The sequence below is a fragment of the Streptomyces sp. NPDC088707 genome, from assembly GCF_044752725.1.
Lineage (GTDB): Bacteria > Actinomycetota > Actinomycetes > Streptomycetales > Streptomycetaceae > Streptomyces.
Map to the genome: position 1 here is coordinate 319268 of NZ_JBIVLV010000004.1, position 24067 is coordinate 343334.

Annotated in this window: 14 protein-coding genes and 2 pseudogenes; 9 read left to right on the forward strand and 7 right to left on the reverse strand. The window is 72.2% G+C overall.

The window, feature by feature from the left end:
* Positions 1 to 79: 79 nt before the first annotated feature.
* Positions 80 to 2407 (reverse strand): collagenase, encoded by a 2328-nt coding sequence (locus ACIP84_RS15320; protein WP_401798193.1) that lies wholly within the window; start codon positions 2405 to 2407, stop codon positions 80 to 82.
* Between the two features lie 462 nt (positions 2408 to 2869).
* Here ACIP84_RS15320 and ACIP84_RS15325 point away from each other — a divergent pair, with 462 nt between their 5' ends.
* Positions 2870 to 3655, forward strand: a complete 786-nt coding sequence (locus ACIP84_RS15325) for a tRNA-dependent cyclodipeptide synthase (RefSeq protein WP_401798194.1) — start codon at positions 2870 to 2872, stop codon at positions 3653 to 3655.
* Positions 3656 to 4033: 378 nt separating this feature from the next.
* Positions 4034 to 4582, forward strand: coding sequence for a DUF1062 domain-containing protein (locus ACIP84_RS15330; RefSeq protein ID WP_401798195.1), 549 nt, complete (start codon positions 4034 to 4036; stop codon positions 4580 to 4582).
* Between the two features lie 62 nt (positions 4583 to 4644).
* Here ACIP84_RS15330 and ACIP84_RS15335 read toward each other — a convergent pair whose 3' ends face one another.
* A complete protein-coding gene (locus ACIP84_RS15335; protein ID WP_401798196.1) occupies positions 4645 to 5853 on the reverse strand; it encodes a hypothetical protein in 1209 nt (402 codons plus the stop codon).
* 86 nt (positions 5854 to 5939) lie between these two features.
* Between ACIP84_RS15335 and ACIP84_RS15340 the strand changes: the two genes are divergently transcribed.
* Complete coding sequence (locus ACIP84_RS15340; RefSeq protein WP_401798197.1) at positions 5940 to 6821, forward strand: arginase family protein; 882 nt, start codon at positions 5940 to 5942, stop codon at positions 6819 to 6821.
* Positions 6822 to 6912: 91 nt separating this feature from the next.
* Here ACIP84_RS15340 and ACIP84_RS15345 read toward each other — a convergent pair whose 3' ends face one another.
* On the reverse strand, positions 6913 to 7536 hold the full coding sequence (locus ACIP84_RS15345) for a hypothetical protein (RefSeq protein WP_401798198.1): 624 nt from the start codon (positions 7534 to 7536) through the stop codon (positions 6913 to 6915).
* Between the two features lie 218 nt (positions 7537 to 7754).
* A complete protein-coding gene (locus tag ACIP84_RS15350; protein WP_401798199.1) occupies positions 7755 to 9815 on the reverse strand; it encodes an RICIN domain-containing protein in 2061 nt (686 codons plus the stop codon).
* Between the two features lie 606 nt (positions 9816 to 10421).
* Between ACIP84_RS15350 and ACIP84_RS15355 the strand changes: the two are divergent.
* The 6 genes and pseudogenes from ACIP84_RS15355 to ACIP84_RS15380 form a co-directional block, all read left to right on the forward strand.
* Positions 10422 to 10925: pseudogene (locus ACIP84_RS15355) on the forward strand (ATP-binding cassette domain-containing protein); the annotation flags it as partial.
* A gap of 222 nt (positions 10926 to 11147) precedes the next feature.
* A pseudogene (locus tag ACIP84_RS15360) lies at positions 11148 to 12248 on the forward strand (SpoIIE family protein phosphatase); the annotation flags it as partial.
* A gap of 314 nt (positions 12249 to 12562) precedes the next feature.
* Positions 12563 to 14419: an NAD-binding lipoprotein gene (locus ACIP84_RS15365; RefSeq protein WP_401798200.1), complete on the forward strand. Its 1857-nt coding sequence runs from the start codon at positions 12563 to 12565 to the stop codon at positions 14417 to 14419.
* 148 nt (positions 14420 to 14567) lie between these two features.
* On the forward strand, positions 14568 to 15545 hold the full coding sequence (locus ACIP84_RS15370) for a hypothetical protein (protein ID WP_401798201.1): 978 nt from the start codon (positions 14568 to 14570) through the stop codon (positions 15543 to 15545).
* Positions 15546 to 15748: 203 nt separating this feature from the next.
* Entirely contained in the window at positions 15749 to 17611 is a 1863-nt protein-coding gene (locus ACIP84_RS15375) for an HSP90 family protein (protein ID WP_401798202.1), read from the forward strand.
* The gene (locus ACIP84_RS15380) at positions 17612 to 20698 is read left to right on the forward strand and encodes a hypothetical protein (protein WP_401798203.1); all 3087 of its coding nucleotides are present in this window, start codon (positions 17612 to 17614) and stop codon (positions 20696 to 20698) included.
* A gap of 78 nt (positions 20699 to 20776) precedes the next feature.
* Here ACIP84_RS15380 and ACIP84_RS15385 read toward each other — a convergent pair whose 3' ends face one another.
* The 3 genes from ACIP84_RS15385 to ACIP84_RS15395 all read right to left on the reverse strand — a co-directional run bounded on the left by ACIP84_RS15385 (position 20777) and on the right by ACIP84_RS15395 (position 24039).
* A complete protein-coding gene (locus tag ACIP84_RS15385; RefSeq protein WP_401798204.1) occupies positions 20777 to 21772 on the reverse strand; it encodes an NEW3 domain-containing protein in 996 nt (331 codons plus the stop codon).
* 31 nt (positions 21773 to 21803) lie between these two features.
* Positions 21804 to 23243: a Gfo/Idh/MocA family protein gene (locus ACIP84_RS15390; RefSeq protein WP_401798205.1), complete on the reverse strand. Its 1440-nt coding sequence runs from the start codon at positions 23241 to 23243 to the stop codon at positions 21804 to 21806.
* Between the two features lie 226 nt (positions 23244 to 23469).
* The gene (locus tag ACIP84_RS15395) at positions 23470 to 24039 is read right to left on the reverse strand and encodes a hypothetical protein (RefSeq protein ID WP_401798206.1); all 570 of its coding nucleotides are present in this window, start codon (positions 24037 to 24039) and stop codon (positions 23470 to 23472) included.
* Positions 24040 to 24067: the final 28 nt, after the last annotated feature.

Genomic DNA, 24067 nt, shown 5'->3' on the forward strand with positions numbered 1-24067 from the left:
GCGACGTGCGTCCTTCACTCTGTGCCGTTCGCCGGGGCCGACCGGGTTGTTCCGGCCCGGCCGGCCCCGGCGAACCGGCTCACCTGGACTGCGTGAAGAGAGTCACACCGCTGAAGCCCTGTGCGGCGGCGAGGCTGAAGTAGACCCAGCCGGACGGCGGGTTGTCGATCGTCAGCGTCTCGCCGTTGCCCGCCTTGGCGGACTTCGCCTGGTGGTTGCCGGTGGTGGCCCAGCTGCCGCCGCCGTAGTACAGGTCGGCGTTGCCGGTGCCGCCGCCGCTCGTGATCGTCAGCTGCTTGACGCCGGCGGGCAGGTACACGAAGTGGTAGCTGTAGTCGCCGGTGGCGGCCGCGAGGTGGTCCCGGCGGCAGTTCTGGTCGAACTGGCGGGAGTCGCTGAGCGTGCAGAGCGGGGCGGGCGCGGCGGCCTCCGGCAGCGGGCCGCAGTCCTGGGTCGCGCAGGTGGTCGTCAGCCAGGTCGCGAAGCCCGCGTCGTAGCGGGTGCCGATGGTCTCCTTCAGGAAGGTACGCGCCCCGGTCCAGTCACCGGCGCGGTACTTGGTCAGCACGGTCTCGACGTCGGCCGGGTGCGCCTGGAGCATGTAGCGGACCGCGAGGAAGCCCCAGCGGTAGACCCGGTTCGAGTTGACCTCGGGGTCCTCGTCATGGCCGTAGACGGTGTCGAACAGGTCGCTCAGCTTGTACGTGTTCCTGCGGGCCTCGGCGATCGCGTCGGCGTTGCGCTCACCGCGGTAGCCGAACGAGATGTTCTCGGCGATGCCCTCGACCCACCAGATGGTCGGCGTGGTCATGCCCGCCTCGAAGTCGCCGTACATGTTGAAGCGGCCGTCGAGGTAGTGGGTGTACTCGTGGTTGAGGTTCCAGATCTGGAAGTCCGGGCGCAGCCAGTGGGCCTCGTGGGCGATGAAGCGGGCCTGGTTGCCGGCGGTGGCCGGGTCGCCCTCCTCGTACATGCCGCCGTTGTCGACGTCGATGTTGTAGATGGCCCAGGCGTACAGGGCGTACTGGGTGTAGTCGTCGAAGACGACCACCTCCAGGTCGGTGTTCACGTCACCGGGGATCGCCCCCTTGTCGCCGATGATCCGGTGGAAGTAGGCGTCCTGGTTGACGAGACTGGTACAGGTGCTCGCCAGCTGGCCCGGGGACATGTCCTGGGCGCGGATCTTCAAGCCCGGGGTGCACGTGTGCTGGATCGGGAGAATCGCCGGGAGCACACGCTCGCCCAGGTCGCAGATGGCGTAGGCCGCGCAGTTGTTCCTGTCGTACTGCCGCGTGTACCAGCCGAGGTTCATGGTGAGAGGTGCGGTGGGGCCGACGTTCGGGTAGCGGTTGATCAGGTCCTTGAGCAGCGGCCGCAGCCGGTCCTTCAGCTCGGGGACGTCGAGTGCGTGGCCGAGGTAGCGGCCGACGTTGCTGACGACGTCCAGGCGGTTCAGCTGTGCGCCGTTGCGCGTGATGAAGCCGGCCCAGGTGTCGAGGATCGCGGGGTCGGCCTTGAGGGCCGCCCGCCAGCCACGGCCGTCGTCCTTGGCCTTGAACCCGTTCTCGACGACCCACTCGACGTGCTGCATGGCCAGGTTCATCTGGCCGGGCCACGTGCCGTCGTAGCCGGCGAGCATCCACTTGACGACACCGGCGTACCGCCCGGCCGTGTGGGTGCTGTCGATCAGCGTGACGACCTCGTTGAGGATCTCGCCGTTGGCGTCGGTGACGTCCTTGCTGCGCGGGGAGGCGAAGTACGCGTCCAGCGCGGCACGGGCCGCGGTGTCCAGCGCCGTGCCGTAGTCGCCGACGACGTCCGCGTTGTTGTCCTGCACGTAGTAGCCGGCGCGCAGGAACAGCACCAGCTGGCCGATCGCGGCGTGGTTGTCGCCCGCGTACGTGGCGGAGGCGTCGCGCAGAGCGTTGGCGACGGTCACCATCTGGGCCTCGTGGAAGGCCTTGCGGGCGTTCTCCCCGGTCAGGTTGAACAGCGGGTAGGTGCAGTTGATCCGGGGGAGGGACGTGAGCTGCCGGACCAGCAGGCTGCCCGAGGCGTTGACGACGCCGGAGAGGTCGCCGCACTCGTCCGCGGCGGCGGCCGAGGACCGCCGGCCGGCCTTGACGGACGTGAGGGTCGGGGCGGGCGCCTGGGCGGACTCCTCGGTGCTGTCCTGCGAGGAGATCCGGAAGCGGGGGCTGTTGCTCATCGCGTCGGGCGACTTGGGCACGGGGATCGACCGCGGCGCCGAGGCCGCGGGTCCCTGCGCGGTCGCACGGGCCGGCGTGGTGGCGCCGGCGGAGGCGGCTTGGCTCTGCGGGGTGAGCAGGCCGAGCGCGATGAAGACGGCTGCGCCGAGCGCGGGAAGTCTGCGCGCGTTGGCTCTCGATATCCGGAACGGATGCATCTGCGGGGGCCTCCGGGGCCGTTGAAGCCACGTGTCGGGAAACGCGGCGATGATGTGTGACATGTAAAATTGCACAGACTCTCGCGGGTCGGAAGAGTTCCGGCCGGATTCAATGCCTCGGGGAACGGAAACGCCGTCGACTTCGGGCAGGGGAACGCCGCCGACTCCCGGTGCGGCCTACGAACGGGGAGGCATCCGTGAGGGCCGGGACCCGCCCGACGACGCTCACAAACGCCTGTCTCCTGCCCCCGGCGTGCTTCAGTCCGTCTCCACCGCGGTCTCCCGCCTCGAACGGGGCTCTGGACGCCTGGCCCGCAGCGCGGCTCCCGCCGCAGCGGTCTCCTGTGTCGCCGGCGGCCGCACAACGATCGATCAGGCCCGGCGGACGGCGGACGGTCCGCCCTCCGTCGGAGAGGGAAGCAACGTTTCCGCACCGGGTGTCATCCCACAGGGCGACCAACCGTGCCCACCGATCCCTTCAGGCGGAAGACCACCGTGGACCACCCCTCCGTTCTCCCTGCTCCCTCCCTCTCCTCCGCACCCCCGGAGGGAAGACGCCGGACCGGCTACCGGGCCACCGTCGAATCCGTCTCCCCCTCAGCCCACCGCGACACAGCCGACCAGCACGAGGCGTGCTTCCTCGGCGTCAGCCTGGACAACAGCAGTTTCAGCCCCGCCAGGTTCGACGCCATGCTCACGTGGGTCTCGCGCCGCTACAGCCGCTGCACCGTGCTGATCGGCGACAGCATCCACCGCCTCACCCTGGCCTCGACCCGCGGCATGGACCCCGACCGGGCCCTCGCGCACGCCCTCGACCTGGGCCGGCAGTTCATCCACGACCGACAGCCGGCCCTGGACGCCCACCGGGCGCAGACCGAGTTCACCTTCGTCACGTGCGGCGAGGTCCAGGAGACCGTGGAGTACGCCGAGTTCCACCACGCGTTGCGCACCCTGTTCGCCAAGGACGACGACTTCCGCGCCTCGGTGGAGGCCTTCGGCCGCGCCTATCACGCCAAGCGGTCCGCCACGGTCGACGACGCGGAACTCCGGCGACGCGTCGACACATCAAGCGCCTATTTCCTGGAGGAGTTCGCCGTCTTCTGCTGCCTCACCCGCCGCGACCTGCCGGTCATGGTCTACCCCGGGCAGTTCAGCACGCTCGCCGAGATAGCCGCCGGGCACCATCCCCAGGCCCCCGACGAGCTCCGCGACCTGACCCTCGTCTCCCTCCGCGTCCGGGGCCGCTAGGTCCTGTCGTCAGACTCCCGTCTGCCCCGCGACGCCACGCACGCGCTCTCGCCGCACCGGGCACAAGCCCGAGTACGTCCAGTACGAGGGCTTGCGCCCGGCACGCCGAGAGCACGCACCTGACGCCGCGGGGCCGCCCTTCGGGCGACGACGGGAGTTTGACGACAGGGCCTAGCCCAGCTCCGTACGTCTCCCGCGAAAAACCTGTGGAACGGCGGCGCCGTGCGCCCGTACCGTGCTGCCGAGCCACGTCGTCGAGCCGAAGGCAGGCCCTTGTACACCGTCTGAGACCCCCCGAGCGCTGAATCGTCGCGCGTCGCGCCCTGCGCGACGTGCTCCTTCTTGCTGTGGATCTCTCACTGAAACCGGTGTACTCCTGTGCTCAACAGCTGGGTGGTCATGCCCACCTGCCTTCCTGCCGTCCTCCGCCGCTGCCACACCTGCGGATCCGAACGCTTCGGGGCGAACGGCAAGTTCCGCGTCAACGCGCACCACAAGCTCCTCGACGCCTGGCTCCTCGTGCTCTGCACCTCCTGCGGGGAGACGGCGAAGCTCACGGTCCTCGAGCGGGCGAACGTCCGCTCCGTACGACCCGAGCTGCTCGACCGGATGCACGACAACGACCCCGGCCTGGCAGCCGAGTTGCTCCAGGACCCGGCCCTACTGCGCCGCAACCGCGTCGCCCTCGACTGGGACGGCGCGTGGCGCCTCGACACCGGCGGACCGGATCACCTGGACGGCGACACCCTCGACGTCTCGGTCCGCTTCGCCGCCCGGATCCGCGTACGGCCGGTCCGGCTGATCGCCGAAGGCTTCGGTGTGTCACGGGCCGAGGTCGAAAGACTGATCGCGGAGGGCAGGCTCGTCTCGGCGGACCGGCTGAACGGCCGGCTCTCCGGCGACTTCACGTTCATGCTCAAGCGCTGAATCCTCCGCGGGACCAGGGGACTGTCCGGCGGCGTCCGCCACCGGACAGTCCCCGGACATCCCTAGTCCTGCCAGTAGAAGAGCAGCGCGTCGACCGTGAGGGGGTTCCGTCCGCCGAAGTGGTAGACGCAGAGGTCCGTGACCCGGATCGCTCCCGTCTCCCCGTCGATCCAGCGGAAGCCCGCCGATTCGAGCGCACGCCGGGCGGCGTCGGGAGCGTTCTCCTCGGCGGTCGCGAACGGACCGAGAGTGCTGATCAGCAGCCGGTGCCCGCCGACTCCGATCACGTGGTACGTACCGTCCCCCTGCTGGTTGTCGTCGCCGCAGGAGACCGGGGGCTCCGGCGCCAGGCCGGCCGCCGTGAGGGCGGCCGTCGCCCGGCGAAGCCGGTCGTCCGGGTCGGGACGGGCGGGCGGCTCGGTGCAGACGGCCTCGAGCCGCCACCGCGGGTCGCTCAGACGCTCACAGCCGGGACCGTACTCGTGGACGATCGCGCCGCGGAGCTCCTCGTCCAGGCCCTCGACCTCGACCCGGGGGCGTCCCAGACGTTCGTAGACCGCCTTGGCCTCGGCCCTGTCCTCGGTGAGGCCGTACAGCGCGTACGCCGCCCAGACCTTCGCCTCGGTCGTCGGCGCCTCGTCGAGGTAGGCGCGCAGACGGTCCGCGTCGGTCGCGAGCGACTGGGCGACGTACCCGACCCGCCGGTCCGGGTCCGCGAGCGCGTAGGTCACGTCCTCGTCGGCCCGGTACCGCATCCGGACGCGGAACTCCCGGTCCTCGGGGCGGTCCTCGCCGAGTCGCGCCAGGATCGCGTCCGCTCCGTACCGGTCCACGAGCCCGTCCAGACCGGCATCGCCCGCGTGGCGGACGCGCTGCCACGGCGAGGCGGCGAGCGTCGCCAGTTCCCGCGCGGCCGACCGGTCGCCGAGCAGGCCCCGCGCCTTCAGGAAGGCCTCTTCCATGCCGTACGAGGTGTCGGACGAGCGATCCTCGTGCCGCAGCCACGGCAGCAGCTCCGTCCGGTCGGCGAGCAGGTCGAGGAGGGCCCTGCGCACCTCGGCGGTGTCCTGGGGGTCCTGGACGCACGCGATCAGCTCGGGGACGTACCGCTCGGGGACGCGGCCGGTCAGCGCGAGCACGCACGCCCTGCGGCGCCACCACGGGTGCCGGGGGTCCGCCACGTAGCGGGCGAGTTCCTCCGGGCCGGCCTCCCGCAGGCCTGCGGTGTTCTGGGATCCGGCCTGCGGTATCAGGGCCTCGATGCTTCGCATCCGGGGATGCTACTGCCCGGGCAACGCCCCGAGCAGGCCTGTTTCGCCGGCGCGCACGCTCTGCCCGATGGGGACACCATGGACGTATGACGCTGCCGGGCGAGCGTGTCCTCGCCGTCGTCGAGGCGCCGTCCGTACTCGGGTTGCGGCCGTCCGGGGTGCAGGAGCTCCCGGACGCCGTGCTCGGCGGAGTGGCGCGGGTCGCGCGGGTCGAACCACCCGCGTACGACCCGGTGCGGGACGCTGGCACCGGAGTGCTGAACCCGGGCGGGATCGCGCGGTACTCCGCTCAGCTGGCGCAGGTCGTCGGCGAGGTCCTCGACTCCGGGCGCTTTCCCGTCGTCCTGGGCGGCGACTGCAGCATCCTGCTCGGGAACCTGCTCGCCCTGCGGCGCAGGGGCCGGTACGGGCTGCTGTTCCTCGACGGACACACGGACTTCTACCAGCCGTCCGCCGAGCCCACCGGCGAGGTCGCGTCCATGGAACTCGCCCTGGCCACCGGGCGCGGCCCCCGGGAGCTCGCCGACCTGGAGGGGCGGGGGCCGCTGGTGCGGGACGAGGACGTCGTCGCGTTCGGCTTCCGGGACGCCGACGAGTCCGCCGCGGCGGGGAGCCGGCCGCTTCCGCCGGGGCTGTACGCCCTCGCCCTCGACGACGTGCGGGCGGCCGGCGCGGGGGAGGCCGCGCGCGGCGCCGTCGCCCGGCTCGCCGAGCGGGACGGGTTCTGGGTCCACCTCGACGTCGACGTCCTGGACGACGCGATCATGCCCGCCGTCGACTACCGGCAGCCCGGCGGGCTGAGCTGGGCCGAGTTGGAGGACGTGCTGAGGACGGCCCTGGGCCACGAGCGTGCCGTCGGGTTCGACGTCACGATCTTCAACCCGCGGCTCGACCCCGACGGGACGATCGCCGGCCGCCTGACCGACTGCCTGCGGCGGGCCCTGGCCGTCGAGGGCCCGCCGGTCTAGCACTCCGGCGGTTCCGGGGACCTGTCGGCCGGGGGACTGGTGGGGACCACGGGCGGTCAGGATCGACCACCGCGCGGCGAGCCGGCCGCAGTCAGCGCCGTCCTCCCCGCCTGCGTCGTATCCAGATTCCGGCGGCGGCTCCGGCCAGTGAGGCGACCGCGAGGCCGATCGTGGTCAGCCAGGGACCCCAGGTCTGCGCGTCCTCGTCCTCGGCCGCGGTGCGAGACGCCGACGGGGACCGGGAGGCGTCCGGAGCCGGCGATGTCTCCCGCGCTCCCGAAGTGGTGTGGGTCGGTGCGGCTGCGGTTCCGCCCGGAACCGATGAGGCAGGGGACGACGTGGGGACGGCCGCAACCGTCAACTGCCGCTCGGCGTGCCCCAGTGCGGGCTGTCCGGCTGAGACCGTGACCTTCCAGACGCCGGACGGCAGGGTTTCGGCGGTGGTCCAGTCGGTGGGGCGGGCGCCGCGGACCAGTTTCCAAGGGCCCGCCGTGCGGGAGCCGTCCGAGCTGACAGCGCTGACCAGTGCGGCGACCCGCTCGTCGACGGGGTCGCCGTCGTTCTCCCAGGTCACCTTGGTCAGGACATGGCCGTCCCGGTGCCCGGTGATGACCACTTCCAGGTTGTCGCCGTGGGCGGCGGCGGGCTGCGGCAGGGCGAGACCGAGGACGAGCGCTGTGGTGAGGACGAGTGCGGGTCGGGTGGCGGTGTGCATGGCGGTGCTCCGGTCCGGTCTGGAGGGAAGGCATGGGGCTTGCGCGGCTGAGGCTGACGAGTCGTGGCCCCGTGAGGCGCTCGGGGGGCGCGAGGACGGCGGTTCGCGAGGGCGAGGGTCCGCGAGGACATCGGTTCGCGAGGGCGAGGGTCCGCGAGGGCGGGCCACCGATCGGCGGCCCGCCCGAGGTGCCACGCGGATGCGACCCGCGGGCCGGCTCAGCCGGCCTGGCGGGCCGTCCAGCTCTGCGCCGGCCGTCCGTCCACGCGCTGCAGGTCGAGCAGCCAGGACCCGTAGTACGGGCGGTTGCTGACGGTCAGTGCGTAGGACCCGCTCCGGTCGGTGAGCGTGACCGTGCCGTTCGCCACCGTCATCCGCCACTGCTGCGCGGAGGAGCCGGCGGCACAGGGCTGCTGGGCCACCCACATCCCGGGGGCAGGCGTGCCGCCCGGCTGCAGGCACTTGGCGGAGGCCGCCGACCGGACGCGTACGAGACCGCTGCCCGCGTCGTCGAAGTACCACTGCTGCTGCTCGTACCCGTTGCTCTGGGCACCGACCAGGACCGTGCCGTCGGCGCTCCGCCCGCCCCACAGCTGGGCGCTCAGCCCGGTGCTGCCGTTGGACAGCAGGTAGCGGGTGCCGGGAGTGGTGGTGCCGCCCGCCCCGGCGGTACGGAAGCTCGTGGCCCGGCCCGGTCCGCTGTCACGGCCCTGGCTGTCGCGGACGGAGACGGCGGCGGTGTGCGAGGTGCCCGGCCGCAGGTTGTAGATCCGCAGCGCGGTGCCCTGGACCCAGGTCAGGTGCCTGCCGTCGAGGAGTACCTGGTACCAGGACGCTCCGCTGACCCGCGGCCAGCTCACCACGACGGAGTCCGCCTGGATCTGGCCGACCGTCACGTCCGGCCCGGCGCCCGGCCGCGGCCCGGTCGGCGTCGGCGTGGGGGTGGGCGTCGGCGTGGGGGTGGATGTCGGGCTGGGCGTGGGGTTCGGCGTCGGGTCCGGTCCGGTACCGCCGCCCTTGGCCCGCATGAGGAACTGGTTGTCGGCGATGTTCCAGTGCGTGGCGAGGTAGCTGCCGGGCCGCGGACTGGTGTGGAAGTAGTCGTCGTGGTTGCAGTCGAGGATGTTCTCGGAGGCCCGGTTGGTGCAGACGTTGCGCATCTGCGGGTAGTACGGGGTGTCCGAGTAGCACATCACGTCCCACTCGTCCGTACAGTGCGCACCCCGGCTGGTGTTGGGCGCGCTGTTGTTGACCGCTCCCAGGTTGTGGCCGAGCTCGTGGGCCGCGGTGTGCCCGCCCCAGCAGCCGCTGTCGGTACGCCCGTACGAGGGACCGAAGTTGCTCAGGTTGGACTGGGCCGGCCGCTCGTCCCCGGCGAAGGTGCCGATGCCGCAGTACACCTGGGCCTCGGCGAAGATCATGTACTTGCGGTCGCGTCGGTCGAGGCCCTTGGCGGCGAGCGCGCGGTTGGTGGCGCTGAACTCGGCCAGTGCGGAGTCGGTGAGTTCGATGTTGAGGACGGTGGGGGTGCAGTCCGCGGCCGTCACGTACCGGATGTGGCGGACGCCCCCGGTCTCCTCGGCGCTGGCCGAGTAGATGAGGTCGGCGTCGGCGGCCCATTTGCGGAAGGACGCGAGGTACTCGGAGTACCGGTCGCGTCCCGGGCCGTGGACGTACACGACCTGGACACGGTTGCCGGTGCTGCCGTCGCCGTCGCACTGGACGGTCTGCCCGGCGGGCCCCGCGGCGGTCGTGGTGGTCCCGGTGGCCGCCGGAGCGGCGGCGGTGGAGGGGCTCGGCGGTGCGGCGGCGGTCGTGCGCGGTGCCTGCGCGTCGGCGGCGGGCGTGTCCTGCGAGGGCCCCCGGCTCGTCCGGGGGGCGGGGCGGGGCGCGGCCGGCTTGGCGGGATCGGCCGCGGGTGTGACGGACTTGACCGCCGGGGGAGTGTCCTTCTTGATGTCGACACCCTTGGGCGGCGCGTCGGGGCCATGGGTGCAGAGCCCGGTGGCCGTGGCGTAGACGCCCGCGCAGCGGTCTCCCTCAGGGGCCACCTTGAGCCCGTCGTACACCATGCCCTTGGCCGGCTCGTTGGCCGGCTTCTTCTGGATCGGTTCGGGCTCCACGCTCCTGGCCGGCGCGGCGGCGGGAACGGCGGTGTCGGTGATGGCGGTGACGGGGGTCTCGAGGCGGGCGAGCGGAGTCCTCTCCGAGTCCGCGCGTCCCGCCCCGTAGGCGATCCCGCCGGCGACGACCGCCGCGACGGCCATCGCGGCTGTCACGCCTATGAAGGGTCTGCGAGACCGTGCCCCGCGTACCTGACTCTCCTTCGGCTTCCTATGTCTAGGCATGCACACCTCAACTCTTTGGTCAGAAGACTGGGTGCGCGGAAGCCTGTCAGAACCTCCCCGTGAAGAATTCGGACAAAGGGGAGAGCGTTCAAAGAATCCATTCCGTTACCTACGCTTCCGTTTCTGATGAACACTCAACTGCCGTGCAAACAAAGGCAGTTGCTTGAATCGCGCTTCCTTGGTCCAGGCCTTTCGGGTGATCCTGTTATCTAATCGAAATAAACTCTGGCGGTTATTGACGCGAATTCAGTGAAGGATTCACCTAATTTCTCACCTCGCGAATCCCCTCGATCACCACCTGTGAGCACCTGGCCGACTCGGCCGCGAACGACAGGAGACGAGGGCTTCCCTGGACGGTGGGACGAGCCGGAAGGAACATGCCGCCGAACGGGGCGTTCTCGCGTGTCCCGTCACCACCCTTCACCGGGCAGGCGCCGGAGTGGACAACCCTTGCTGCAGGCTCCTCAGAAGGCTTGCCCGGTCGGGCGGCGGACCGGGTGCCGTCTGAGGGGCTGCGGAGAGGGTGGAGGTGGGCGAGTGCCCAGAGGGCCGCTCTTGTCCCTGCGCGGGATCACCAAGCACTTCGGCGGGGTCGTCGCCCTCGACTCCGTCGACCTCCAGGTGGACCGGGGGCAGGTGCTCGGCCTGGTGGGTGACAGCGGAGCCGGCAAGAGCACCTTGGTGAAGGCGGTCTCCGGGGTGATCCCGCCGGATGCGGGGACCATCGAGTGGCAGGGCGTCTCCGTCGAGCTGCGCCGGCCCTCCGACGCCCAACGGCTCGGCATCGCCACCGTCTACCAGGACCCGTCGCTCGTGGACCGCCTGGACGTGGTCGCCAACCTCTACCTCGGCCGCGAACTGCGCAGGTTCGGGGTTCTGCGGCAGATCGAAATAGAGAAGCGGACCCTCGCACTGCTCGAACGACTCGCCATCAGCCTCCCCGGCATCAGGACCCCCGTCAGGGCGCTCACCCTGGGCCAGCGTCAAACGGTCGCCATCGCACGGGCGCTGCTGGGCGGGCCTCAGCTCGTCGTCCTGGACGAACCGACCGCCACGCTCACCGTGGGACAGACCTCGCGGATGCTCGACCTGATCCGCCTGCTGCGGGACCAGGGGCACGCGGTGATCATGGTCAGTCACAACCTCGACGACGTTCAAGCCGTCGCCGATCGCATCACCGTGCTCCGTTTGGGCTGCAACGGAGGCGAATTCGAATCCCGGTACACCAGCCAGGAGCAGCTCGCGGCCGCCATCAGCGGCGGCCATCCGCTCGCGGTGACTCTCCAGCAGAGCCTCCTGCCGCGCGGGCTGCCGGCCCAGGACGCCGTCGAGGCCGCCCACCGGTACCTTCCCGCACATTCGGGGGTGGGCGGAGACTGGTTCGACGTGATCCCGCTGTCCGGCGCCCGTGTCGCACTCGTGGTCGGTGACGTCGTCGGACACGGCCTGCACGCCGCCGCCACCATGGGACGCCTGCGCACCGCCGTGAACAACCTCGCCACGCTCGACCTGCCGCCCGATGAACTCCTCACCCACCTCGACGAGGTCGTCGCCCGCATCGACGACGAGCAGACGGCCGGCGGCCGCGAGGACGCCGTCATCGGCGCCACCTGCCTCTACGCCGTCTACGACCCGGTCACCTGCCGCTGTCAGCTGGCCCGCGCCGGGCACCTGCCGGCCATGCTGGTGAGCCCCGACGGCACCACGGGCATCCCCGAAACGCCGGTCGGACCGCCCCTGGGGCTGCGCGGGCTGCCTTTCACCACGGTCGAGTTCGACGTCCCCGAGGGCAGTCAGCTGGTCTTCTACACCGACGGGCTGGTGGAGTCACGGACCCGCGACATCGACGTGGGCCTGGAGCGGCTGCGTACGGTCCTGTCCCACCCCGGGCGCAGTCCGGAGGAGACCTGCCAGGCCGTGCTCAGGGGCATGCTGCCGGCCGACTCGGCCGACGACATCGCCCTGCTGGTCGCGCGTACCCGCGCGGTGCCCGGCGACAGGATCGCCGAGTGGAACGTCCCGCCCGACCCTTCGGCGGTCGCCGCCTGCCGGGCCGCAGCCACGGCCCAGCTGCGCCGCTGGGGTCTGGAGGAACTGGTCCTCGGTACGGAGCTGATCCTGAGCGAACTGGTCACCAATGCCATCCGGCACGGCGGCAGCCCCATCGGCGTGCGTCTGGTGTACGCGCGGACGCTGATCTGCCAGGTCGCGGACGGCAGCAACACCTCGCCACGAGTGCGGCTGGCCGCGGACACGGACGAGGGCGGACGGGGCCTCTTCCTGGTCGGGCAGATCGCCCAGCGCTGGGGGACGCGATACACCGAGGCCGGGAAGATCATCTGGACCGAACAGCGTCTGCCCTGACGCGGGAGACCCCCGTACCCGGGGAACCACGGCGCACCCCGGCGCCCGGGCGCACGGAGGCGCGCGGAGGCGCGCGCGAAGGCGCCTGCGGGTCGAACACCTGACTCCCGGCCGCCTGCCCGAAAGGATGAACGGCGCCCGTCGACGGCGTTTCGCCCCGATGCCGCCGTCACCCTGCTGACGTGCGCAAAGAGCTCGAAAACACGGTCCCGCCCCAGCGGCCGTCCCCTCCCGCAGCCGTCCCGGCCCCACCTCCCCCGGCCCCGCCCCGCCACCGGCACGCGCCGTCGCTGCGGGACCGGACGCAGTACTGGGTGGACCGGACCGTGGTGAAGGGCATGACCACGGCGGCGGGTTGGCTGGCGCTGGTCTGCCTGGCCGTGGTGGCACCGGCGAGCGCCCTCCTCGTCTGGACCGACAACCGCTCGCCCGACACCGTCCAGGGCAAGGTGGCGACCGTCTGGCGGACCGTCGGCCAGACACTCCGGCTCGGCGGCGAGGTCGGCCCGCCGCTGCGGATGGTCCTCTCCGTCCTGCTGGCCCTCGTCTCCCTCCTCTACGTCTCGACCCTCGTCGGCCTCGTCACCACGGCGATCACCGACCGGCTGACCGAGCTTCAGCGCGGCCAGTCGACGGTCGTGGAGCGCGGCCACTCACTGGTCCTCGGTTGGTCCGAGCAGACCCCGACGCTCGTCGCCGAGCTGCTCGCCGCTCATGCCCAGCGGCGGAACAGCGCGGTCGTGGTCCTCGCCGACCGTGACAAGCTCGACATGGAGCGGGAGTTGCGGGCGGTCCTCATCGCCGCCGGCGGCGGCCGACGCGTCCGGCTGCTCTGCCGCCGGGGCCGCCCCGCCGACCCGGCGGCTCTCGCCCGCGTCAGCCCGGCCGCCGCCGGGGCGGTCGTGGTGCTTCCGCCGGACACCCCCGAGGCCGACACCCAGGTGGTCAAGACGCTGCTCGCGCTGCGCGCCGTGGTCGGCGACACGAGGCCGGTACGGGTCGTCGCGGCGGTCCGGCAGACCCGGTACGTCGCCACCGCTCGGCTCGCCGCCGGGCCCGGAGCAGTCGTCCTCGACGTCGACGGCATCGCGGCCCGGACCCTCGTGCAGTGCGTCATCGAACCCGGACTTTCGCTGGTCCTGGAGGACCTGCTCGACTTCGCCGGGGCCGAGCTGCACGTCCACCGAGTCCCCGGGCTCGCCGGCCGGACCTTCGCCGACCTGCGGGCGGCATGCGTGGACGCGTGTGTGGTGGGCCTCGTACGCCCGGACGGCTCTCCGCTCCTGAACCCGCCGCCGCAGACGGTTCTCGGCCCCGGCGACGCCGTCGTCGTCCTGGCGGAGGACGAGACCCCACCGACCTGGACCGAGCCCCCGGCAGCATCGCCCCCACCGACCTGGACCGAGCCCCCGGCCGCATCGCTCCCGCCGACCTGGACCGAGCCCCCGGCGGCGCCGTCCCCGCCGCCCCCGTCCGTGAAGACCGCGACCTCCGCCGACCTCCGCGCCGCCCCCCGACGCGTCCTCGTCCTCGGCTGGAACCGGCGCGGCCCGGAGGTCGTCGACGGGCTCGCCCGCAACGGCTGGGAGGCGGTTCGTGAGCAGGCCCTCCCCGCCCCCGACCCGGACCACCACGTCCTCGTCCTCGGCGGCCCCGACGGCCACCCCGACCCCGACGAGCACACCCTCGTCACCCTCCTCGGGCTCCGCGCCGCCGAGCGCGAGTCGGGCCACCGGAGCCCCACGGTCGCCGAACTGACGGACGCCCAGCACCGCCCCCTCGCCCCGGCCGGCCCGCACACGGACCTCGTGGTCGGCGGGCGGCTCGTCGGCCTGCTCATGGCCCAGGTCTCGCAGACCGTCGAACTCGCGGCGGCCTTCGACGAGCTGTTCTCCCCGACGGGCAACGCGGTCCGCCTCCGACCCGCCACCGACTACGTCCCCGCCGGAACCGAGGCGCCCTTCGCCGCGCTCGTCGAGGCCGCCGGGCGGCAGGGCGCCACCGCCCTCGGCTACCGCCCCGGCGACTCCCGCGTCCCGCTCCTCAACCCGCCGAAGACCGGAACGCGCCGCTGGTCGCACGAGGACACCCTGATCGTCGTCACCACGACCGGAATCCTCCAGCCCCATGAGCGCCCCGCCCAGCCGGCCGACACACCGGTCTCTCCCTGAGTCGTGTCCCAGCGGTACGGGGACCCTGTCCAGCCGGGCGAGCCGACCGGAGAAACAGATGTGCGATTGTCGGTCGCGCGTGATAGTCACTACCTCCACGGGAGAGTGATCACTGACCTCCCCGTTCGAACATGCAAGGGGTGGGGACATGGCGTTGCTCGGTGACTGGGGGATCACGCTGGGGAAATGGGCCGGTCGGCCCAGCGCTCGGGTGCAGAAGGACTCCGGCGATCCCGCGGTCGGTCGTGTACGGGAGGCCGCCGAGGCCGGGAACTGGAACGCGGTGCGCGAGGTGCTCGAGGCGCGTCCCGAGAGCGAGGACCGGGTCGAGCTCCTGTGGGCCGTCGGCGACACCACCGGGGTGGAGCGGTGGATCGAGCCCGTCCTCGAAGCGGAACCGGAGGCGGCGCTGCCCCGCCTCGTGGCGGGGATCCGCCACATCAGCTGGGGCTGGGAGGCCCGCACCGGCGCCTTCGCCTCCCAGGTCTCGCGCGAGCAGTTCGACGTCTTCCACGCGCGCCTGCGCAAGGCCGAGACGTGGCTGTACGAGGCCGCCGAGCGCGAGCCCCTGTGGGTATCCCCCTGGTACGGCCTCCAGGTCACAGGCCGGGGCCTCCAGGTGGGGCAGGTCACGGCGCGGCGCCGGTTCGAGGCGACCACCCGACGGGACCCGCGCCACCTCCAGGCGCACCAGCAGCAGTTGCAGCAGCTTTGCGACAAGTGGGGTGGCTCGCACGAGGAGATGCACGCCTTCGCGCGCGCGTCCGCGTTCGGTGCCCCCGGGGGGACTCTGCTCGGCCAGCTCGTCGCGGTCGGCCACATCGAGGAATGGCTCTCCCTCGACTCGGGGCAGGACGCGGCGTACATGGGCCGTTACGAGGTGAGGGCCTCCCTCCACGAGGCCGCCGACCACTCCTTCCGGCACCCGGACTTCGTCCGCGAGGGCGCCTGGCTCCAGGTGCTCAACACCTTCGCCATGGCCTTCTCCCTCGCCGGGGAACGGGACGCCGCGCGGGAGTGCTTCCGGGCGACCGAGGGACGCGTCACCGAGTTCCCCTGGTACTACCTCGACGGATCCGACCCCGCGACGGCGTACCGCAAGCGACGCGCGGCAGCCGGACGCTGACGCGTCCGAGGCACGGGCGCCAGGCCCGTACCCCCCTGCCTCCGTTTCCGCAGCGGGACGCCGACGCGTCCGTGACGCCGGCACCGACACCCCGCACCCCTTCCGTCTCCGTCGCCACGCGACTCCCGATCCGCCCACTCCCGCCCGCACCGTCGCCGCTCCGCCCTCGTGGCGCCGGCGCGTCCACCGAAAGACTCCGCCAGGTGTCCCACTCCTCATCCGCACACACCTTCCAGGTCGATCTGCGAGGCCTCGTCGACCTGCTCTCCCACCACCTCTACTCGAGCCCCCGCGTCTACCTGCGCGAGCTCCTGCAGAACGCCGTGGACGCCATCACCGCCCGCCAGGCGGTCGATCCCGGCGCACCCGCGACCATCACCGTGCGCACCGGTGAAACCCTCACGGTCACGGACACCGGCATCGGTCTGACCGAGGCCGACGTCCACCGCTTCCTCGCCACGATCGGGCGCAGCTCGAAGCGGACCGCCGACGGCGCCCTCGACGGGGCCGGGCTCGACGCCGCCCGTGGCGACTTCATCGGCCAGTTCGGCATCGGCCTGCTCGCCTGCTTCGTCGTCGCCGACGAGATCACGGTGGTCAGCCGGTCCGCGAAGGACCCCTCGGCCCCCGCCGTCGAGTGGCGCGGTCACTCCGACGGGCGCTACACGATCCAGACCCTGCCCGCCTCGGCCGTGCCGGAGCCGGGAACGACGGTGCGGCTCACCCCGCGCGCCGACAACGCCGAGTGGACGAGCCCGGAGCGGGTCGTCTCCCTGGCCCGGCACTACGGCGGTCTCCTGCGGCACGAGGTCGCGGTCATCGGGCCACGCGGCGAGAACCACCAGGTCAACGAGGCGCCCCCGTGGGACCGGGACCACCGCTCCCCGCTGGCGCGGCGCGAGGCCTTCACCACGTACTGCCGCGGCCTCTTCGACTTCACCCCGCTCGACACGATCGAGCTGGACCTCCCGGCGGCAGGGCTGCGGGGTGTCGCGTACGTCCTCCCGACGGCCGTGAGCCCGGCGCAGCGCGCGGGGCACCGGGTGCACCTCAAGGGAATGCTGCTCACCGACCAGGCGCCCGAACTGCTGCCGGAGTGGGCCTTCTTCGTACGCTGCGTGGTCGACACCACGAGTCTGCGGCCGACCGCCTCCCGGGAGGCGCTGTACGAGGACGGCACCCTGTCCGCCGTACGGGACGCCCTGGGCGAGCGGATCCGCGACTGGCTCACCGGGCTCGCCGCCAGCGACCCGTCGCTGCTGCACCGCTTCATCGACACCCACCACCTCGCGGTGAAGGCGCTCGCCCGGCACGACGACGAGCTGCTGCGGATCGTGCTGCCGTGGCTGCCGTTCGAGACCACCGACGGCAACGTCACGCTGGAGGAGTTCGCCCGCACGCACCGGACGCTGCTCGTCACCCGCAGCGTCGAGGAGTTCCGTCAGGTCGCCCCGATCGCCGCGGCCGCGGGCCTGGGCGTGGTGAACGGCGGCTACACCTACGACCGCGACCTCGTGCACCGGCTCCCTGAGATCCGTCCCGGCACGGCCGTCACGGACCTCGACCCCGCCACCGTCACCGCGCACCTCGACGCCGTCGACCCGACCGCCGAACTCCGGGCCGCCGCGTTCCTGTCCATCGCCCGGGAGACGATCGGCGTCCACGACTGCGACGTGGTCCTGCGGGACTTCCAGCCCGTCACCGCCCCTGCCCTCCTCCTCGACAACAGGGACGCGCGGCACGAGCGGACCCGCTCCAGCCTCGCCGCCGAGAGCGACGGCCTCTGGGCCGACATCCTCGGCTCCCTGCGGCACGAGACCCCGCGCGCCCAGCTCGTCCTGAACCACCTCAACCCGCTGGTCCGCCAGGCGATCACGATCACCGAGCGGGGGCTCGCCGTCACGGCCGCCGAGGCCCTCTACGGCCAGGCGCTGCTGCTCAGCCGCCGCCCGCTCCGGGCCGGCGAGAGCGCCCTGCTCAACCGGGCCTTCATCGGCCTGCTCACCCACGCCATGCACCACCCCGGCACGGCCACGCCCGGCTCCGAGCCCCGGAAGGAACTGTAGATGCTGGACACGCCCGAGGCCGTCGTCGAGGCGCTCCGCGAGAACAACGAACGTCCCCACGGCCTGCCCCGTACCGTGACCGCCGAGGAGCTCGTCGAGGCCGCCGAGCCCTTCGACAAGCCCGACGTCCTGGTCACGGCCCTGCTTGAGCTGATGGCGGCGTACGAGTTCACCGGCGAGCACCGCAAGTCGCCCGTGGTCTTCGCCCGGCTGCTCAAGCTGTGGGACACCGCTCCCGAGTCGTTCAGCCAGTGGGAGGCCCACCAGGTCTTCTGGCGGTTCAAGTGGGTGACGACGTCCCTGCTCCAGGTCCCCGAGCTGCCGCTGGCCTCCGTCCGGAGCTGGATCGAGCAGATGCGCAGCCGGTACGAGGAGGCCGAGCACGGCATGCAGCCGGTGGCGGCGATGGGCTACCACGTGGCGCTCCACACCGGCAGCGGTGTCGCCGACGCGTACGACCTCTGGGCCACCCGGCCCCGGACCGAGCTGAGCGACTGCGAGGCCTGCGAGACCCGGCACTTCGCCTGGCACCAGGTGGTGGCAGGCGATGACGCCGGCGCGCTGGACACCTGGCGGCCGGTCTTCGACGGGGCCCAGTCCTGCACCGAGGAACCGCAGGTCAGCCAGGCGCGCGCGTTGCTGCCGCTGCTGCGCCTCGGGCGTACGGACGAGGCCCGCTCCCACCACCTCACCGGCTACCGACGGGTCCGCGGCCTCACCGGCATGCAGGAGGAGGTCGGTCTGCACCTGGAGTTCTGCGCCCTCTCGCGCAACGAGGGCCGCGGCCTGGAGATCCTGGCGGAGAACCGTCCCCTCTTCGAGGCGACGGGCGCGCCGCTGGCCCATCTGGAGTTCCTCACCGGTGTCGAGGTGCTGCTCACCCGGCTCGTCGAGGACGGCCACGGGGACACCCCCGTGGCCGGGCCGCCCGGACGGAGCTGGACGGCGGGCGGGCTCTCCGCCCACGTACGCTCCGAGGCGGACCGGCTCTCCGCCGCGTTCGACGCGCGCAACGGCACGTCGGCCGTCGGAGACCGCCGCCGCGCACGTCTCGAACGCCGCCCCGTGCTCGACGAGCCGCTGCCGCTCGGGCTGAGGTCGTCCACCACCCGCTCTCCGGCACCGGCGGGCACCGCGGCCGGGGTGGGCGCGGCCGGGTCCCTCGCCGCGGCCACGGCAGGGCCGGAGGTGCCCGACGACTTCTTCTCCCTGGTGACCGAGGCACGGCGGATGGCGCTCCTCGGACACCCCGGGGACACCCGTCTCTGGACCCGGATCGCCGAGCTCGTCGCCGACGGCGGCACCGCGCACGACGACAGGCTCGGCCCTGAGGAACTGCTGCGGGCGGAACTGGCCGAGCAGCGCGCGTACCGGCTCCTGCAGGAGGACCGTCACGCGGAGAGCATCGCCGAGCTTGAGCTGGCCGCCGGAGTGTTCGACCGGCTCACGATGCCGTGGCAGGCGCTCTCCACGCGCACGCGTGCGCTCGCCTGGGGGACCACGTCAGAGGCCGCCGCAGGCCTGGCCCGTACGGCGGGGGACGACGACCACGCGGACGGCGACAGCCCACGGGAGGGCACGGACGTGGACGGCGACGGTCCGCGCGCGTCCACGAGGGCGGACGCCGTCCGGGCCGCGCTCGACGCCTGCCTGCGCGAGGCCGAGCGGCTCAGCACCGAGGCCCCCTTCACCGGCGAGCCGCAGCCACTGGGCGAGGCCGAGGCCGTCGCTTGCCCCGACCTGGCGTCGGATCGCGCGCTGGAGTACCTGACCGTGCTGTACTCGTCGCTCTTCGCCGCCTACCAGGACCTCCAGCAGCACCTGCCGGAGGCCCCCGACGCGGTGCTGGAGCGGTTCGAGGAGTCGGCCCGGAGGCTGCGGTCCGAGGCGGAGCGCCTCTCCGCCCGCCACCACGTGGCCAACACACGCCAGTTCGTCGCCGACATCGCCGTCCAGCGCGGTGACACGGCCCTGGCCGAGTCGGAGCTGCGCGCGGCCCTGGAGGACGTCGAGGCCTCCGGGCGGCCCTGGCGGGGCTCGCGCCCGCGCGCGCTGCTCGCCCAGATCCTCCTCGCCGAGCAGGCGCCGGCGGAAGCGGCGGAGCTGCTGCACCGGGCGATCTCCGACGCGGTGCGGTACGACGACACGGACTTCCCGCTGGCCCCGACGTACGCACTGCTCGGCCACGCGGCCTCGCACCTCGGGGACTCCGCCGGCGCCGTGCGCCACCTCTCCGAGGCGGCCGCGCGGTTCGACCAGGACGGGACGCACGACGAGGCCGCCCAGGTACGTCTGCAGCTCGCCGACGTCCTCGCCGGCACGGGGCAGCAGGCGGACGCCGTCGCCGTACTGGAGTCCGTCCTCACCGACGAGGCGGCCTCGTCGCTCGACGAACGCCTTGTCGCCCAGGCCCGGCTCACCTTGGCACGCGGGATGCGTGAGCTGGAGGAGTTCCTCGCCTCGGCCGAGGAGTTCCTGCGTCTCGCGGACACCGTCGCGGCCTGGGAGGACGACCGCACGATCCACACCCTGGTGGCCGCGGAGGCGGCGACGACGCTGGCCATGGCCGACCGCTGGGAGGCGGCGGGCACGGCGTACGAACGGGCCCTCGCCGCGCACGCCGAGGCACCGCACCCCCCGCTGATCCTCCACATGATGCGCGAGTTCGCCCGCCTCACCATGTCCGCGCGCGAGGAGGACGGCGTCGACGCGGCTCTGCAGCACCTGGCGGACGCCGACGCGGTCGTCGCAGCGGTGCCGGACGGCGCCGAGGACTTCCACCCCTGGTACGAGACCGGCGAGATCCACTACCGCCGAGCCCGGGTCCTCGCCCAGGCGGAACGCTCCGCGGAGGCGCTGACCGAGGCGGAGGCGGCCATCGCCGCGCACGAACAGGGCGGACAGCGGGGCGAGCTGGCGCGTGCCGAGGCGGTCCGGATCGCGGCCCTCATCGAGGGCAACGGCCTGGGCCGCTTCAAGGAGGCCGTAGCCCGCCTCACGGCGGCGGCGTCCCGCTGCCGCAAGGCGGACCTCGGGCAGGCCGCCGAGGTCCTGGACGCCCTGCGCGAGGAGTACGCGACGCGGTAGCGGGGACGGAACGGCAGCCGCCCCCGGACCGAGAGGGTTCGGGGGCGGCTGCCGTGGTTCACGGTCACGCGAACGACATCAGGAGGCGACGGCCATGTCGAACACATGGATGGCGGCATTGTCCGGCAGGACGACGAAGTCGACCCGCTTGGTCGCGTCGAGCGGGATCGAGTGGGCGAACACGCGGTAGGCGATGCCCGCGTTTCCGTATCCGCTCGGGCGGTTGCGGCCGTCGGACGACGCGACCAGCGTCGCGCCGTGGGCGTCGGCGGGGGCGAACGACCAGTTGGGGAAGCCGAACGAACCCTTCGTGGAGGTGCCGTCCTGGTAGTAGACGGTGGCACTTCCCGTCGCGGCGCTTCCGACGCCCGAACCCAGGAACACGAGCCTGCTGCCCTGGCCGCTCAACGCGACGGCCTGTCCGGCGCTCGATACGTTGTCCTTGGTGCCGCTCGGCACGTCCGGCCAGGTCAGCTTCGCGCCCAGCGCGCTCACGGACGCGCCGCGGGCCAGGCCGACCGCCGCGAGCTTCTGCGCGGAGAAGCTGTTGCCCTCGCCGTCGTAGTCGCCAGGGGCGGTGTTGCTCTCGTCGGTGATCGCGACACCGTTGTAGGCGGCCTCGAGGCTCTCCACGGGCTCGCCCGTGCGTTGGGACAGGGTGCCGACGGCGGAGCCGGCGCCGTCACCGCCCTTGTACGTCACGGCAGCGGTGAACGTCCGGACGGTGAAACCCGGGCGCTGCTCGGGCACCTGGATCCTGAACTCGGTCTCGGCCGTCTGGCCCGTGGCCAGGGCGCCGCTCACCACGCGTTCGGCCGGCTGCACCGCCCACCCCACCGGCCCGGTGAACGACACCTTCAACGACCGCATGCGGTCGGGCCCCGCGTTCCTGACGGTCACCTTCACCGCAGAGATGGCCGGCCCCTGGAGGTCGACCGGCGCGATGACCACCTCCGTCTTCGCGGGGGCGGGCGCCGGTTCCGGTCCGGCCGCGACCGCCTGCGCGGGGACGAGAAGCATCGCCCCTGTCACGGCCGCGGCTCTGAACAGGGTGAGCACTCGGGCTGATCGCACGGTCAGTCTCCTTCGCGAGAGTGGGGGATTGTCAGGCGACCGGGGGCATCTCGGAGGCACGGGAGTCCAGACCCATCCGCAGGTTGACCCAGGAGCCACGGGTGAAGTCGGGGATCTCGACCGGACGGCCGCCCGCGGCCAGGGACTTGACGCTCAACGGCACGGGGGAGCACCAGGCGGCCGAGTCGTAGACGTCGATGTCCGGGACGAGCCCGGCGCGCATCAGCTGGACGGTGCGCCACTGCAGGACGTAGTCCATGCCGCCGTGACCGCCGTTGTTGGCGGCGTCGTCACCGATCTTCTTCCACAGCCAGTGGTCGAACTCCTTGCGGTAGGAGTCGAAGGCACGCCAGGAATGACCGCCGTGGTCGGGTTCGACGTAGACACGACCGCCGCTCGTGGCCATGACGCCCGCGTAGTCCTCGAAGATGCCGCGGCTGCCCGCGAGGCTGTTGATCCGGCTGTAGGGGCGCGGCGAACTGACGTCGTGCTCGGCGCGGATGACCCGGCCCTTGGCGGTGTCGATCAGGCAGGTGACGAGGTCGCCGTTGACGTAGGTCTCCTTCCACGACGGGTGCGACCTGGGCACGAAGCGCTCGCGGTAGTCGGCGAGGCCCTTCGGTTCGGTGGCGGTGGCCCGCAGTACCGCCATCCGGTCGCCGCGGTTGATGTCCATCGCGGCGGCGACCGGAGCCAGCCCGTGCATGGCGTAGAAGGACGCGGTGCTGCGGGTGTGCCAGCGGCGGCGCCAGGCGTCGGTGTAGTACGTGTCCGAGAAGAGCAGCTCACGCAGGTCGTGCAGATAGCCGCCGTGGCCGTTGGTGATGTCGCCGAACAGGCCCTCGTGCGCCATCCTGAGCATGGCGAGCTCGTTGCGGCCGTAGCTGCAGTTCTCGGCCAGCATCAGATGGCGGCGCGTGCGCTCCGAGGTGTCGACGAGGTCCCACAGTTCGTCGAGCTCGGTGGCGATGGGCAGTTCGACGATGACGTGCTTGCCGGCCAGCATCGCGGCCTTGCCCTGCTGGTAGTGGAACTCCCAGGGCGTCGCTATGTAGACGAGGTCGATGTCGTCCCGTTCCAGCATCCGCGTGAACGACTCGTCCGAGCCGCCGTACTCGGCGGGGCGGGGCTTGCCCTTCGCGACGAGTTGGTCCGCGGTCCGCCGGGCGCGGTCCGCCCTGATGTCACAGACGGCGGTGACCGTACAACCGGGGACGACGGACCAGCCCTCGGCCATGCCCGAGCCGCGGTTGCCGAGACCGATGACGCCGACGCGGACGGTCCCGTAGGAGTCGTACGGCACATCGATCATGGACTTCTGGCCGGGCCTGCGTCGCGGCATGGGGGCCGGCACGGCCCCGGCCTGTGCCGCGGGGGACGCCTGGGCGGCGCCGACACCGGCTGCGAGTGCCCCGGTGGCCAGAGCTCCTCCCAGAAGCAGGCGGCGTGATACTGCGGGGATGTGAGGCATGCGGAAACGCTCCTCGTCCGTATCGGCGTGATCGGCATCTCTGACGGTCAAGACTCTGGCGGGGTGAGCACAGACATGTCAATAGATGCTCGTTAGCCCCTAGTTACGAACAAGAACAAGCATGCAGAGGGCGTGGTGAGCGCAGATGCGTGCCGCGGAGACACGCGCACGGCGCCGGGCTGGAGCTCGGAAGCCGGCGCCGGGGGAGGCGTGAGGGCCCGGGGTGTCAGTCGAAGCAGCCGGTCTTCGCACCGTCCGTCTCGGAGCCGACCTCTATCTCGAATCCGGAGCCCGAGTCGAACTCCGGTCCGGCGTCGTAGTCGTACTCGAACTTCAGGTCGCCGGCCGTGGTGAACTGCACGGTCAGCAGCAGGGCTTCGCCGTCTCCGCCCTTGGTGAAGCACAGCCCCGCCGTTGTGTCGGGGGTGTTGTGATCCGAGGGGTCGTGCTGCAACTGCCAGCCGTCCGCCTCGGCGGTGGTCCGGTAGAAGTCCACGACCTTCTGCCGGGAGCCCGGGAAGGCGTAGACACGCGCGGCGTACAACCAGGCGTCGCCGGTGTCGTCGACGCAGCGCGAATCGACCGAGTCGAGTCCCTTCGGGGCGGTCGCCCCTTCGGGAACGGACCGCAGGATCGACTGGGAGCGCAGGTCCTTCAGCCGCGCCGCGGAGTCGTCACATGTGGTGAACGGGGACAGCGCGGAGCAGGCGGTCAGGCCGGCGGTCATCAGGGCGGTGGCCAGGAGCAGGGCGACGGGCAGGGCGAGCGGCCGGGCGGGGCGCGTCGGTAGCGGCATGGAGTCTCCCGGAGGTCGTGGAGGGGGC

What these genes read in the sequence shown, in the direction of transcription:
- ACIP84_RS15340 (WP_401798197.1), top strand. Translation starts at nt 5,940, where the DNA reads ATGACGCTGCCGGGCGAGCGTGTCCTCGCCGTCGTCGAGGCGCCGTCC.
- ACIP84_RS15390 (WP_401798205.1), bottom strand. Translation starts at nt 23,243, where the DNA reads ATGCCTCACATCCCCGCAGTATCACGCCGCCTGCTTCTGGGAGGAGCT.
- ACIP84_RS15345 (WP_401798198.1), bottom strand. Translation starts at nt 7,536, where the DNA reads ATGCACACCGCCACCCGACCCGCACTCGTCCTCACCACAGCGCTCGTC.
- ACIP84_RS15335 (WP_401798196.1), bottom strand. Translation starts at nt 5,853, where the DNA reads ATGCGAAGCATCGAGGCCCTGATACCGCAGGCCGGATCCCAGAACACC.
- ACIP84_RS15370 (WP_401798201.1), top strand. Translation starts at nt 14,568, where the DNA reads ATGGCGTTGCTCGGTGACTGGGGGATCACGCTGGGGAAATGGGCCGGT.
- ACIP84_RS15320 (WP_401798193.1), bottom strand. Translation starts at nt 2,407, where the DNA reads ATGCATCCGTTCCGGATATCGAGAGCCAACGCGCGCAGACTTCCCGCG.
- ACIP84_RS15395 (WP_401798206.1), bottom strand. Translation starts at nt 24,039, where the DNA reads ATGCCGCTACCGACGCGCCCCGCCCGGCCGCTCGCCCTGCCCGTCGCC.
- ACIP84_RS15380 (WP_401798203.1), top strand. Translation starts at nt 17,612, where the DNA reads ATGCTGGACACGCCCGAGGCCGTCGTCGAGGCGCTCCGCGAGAACAAC.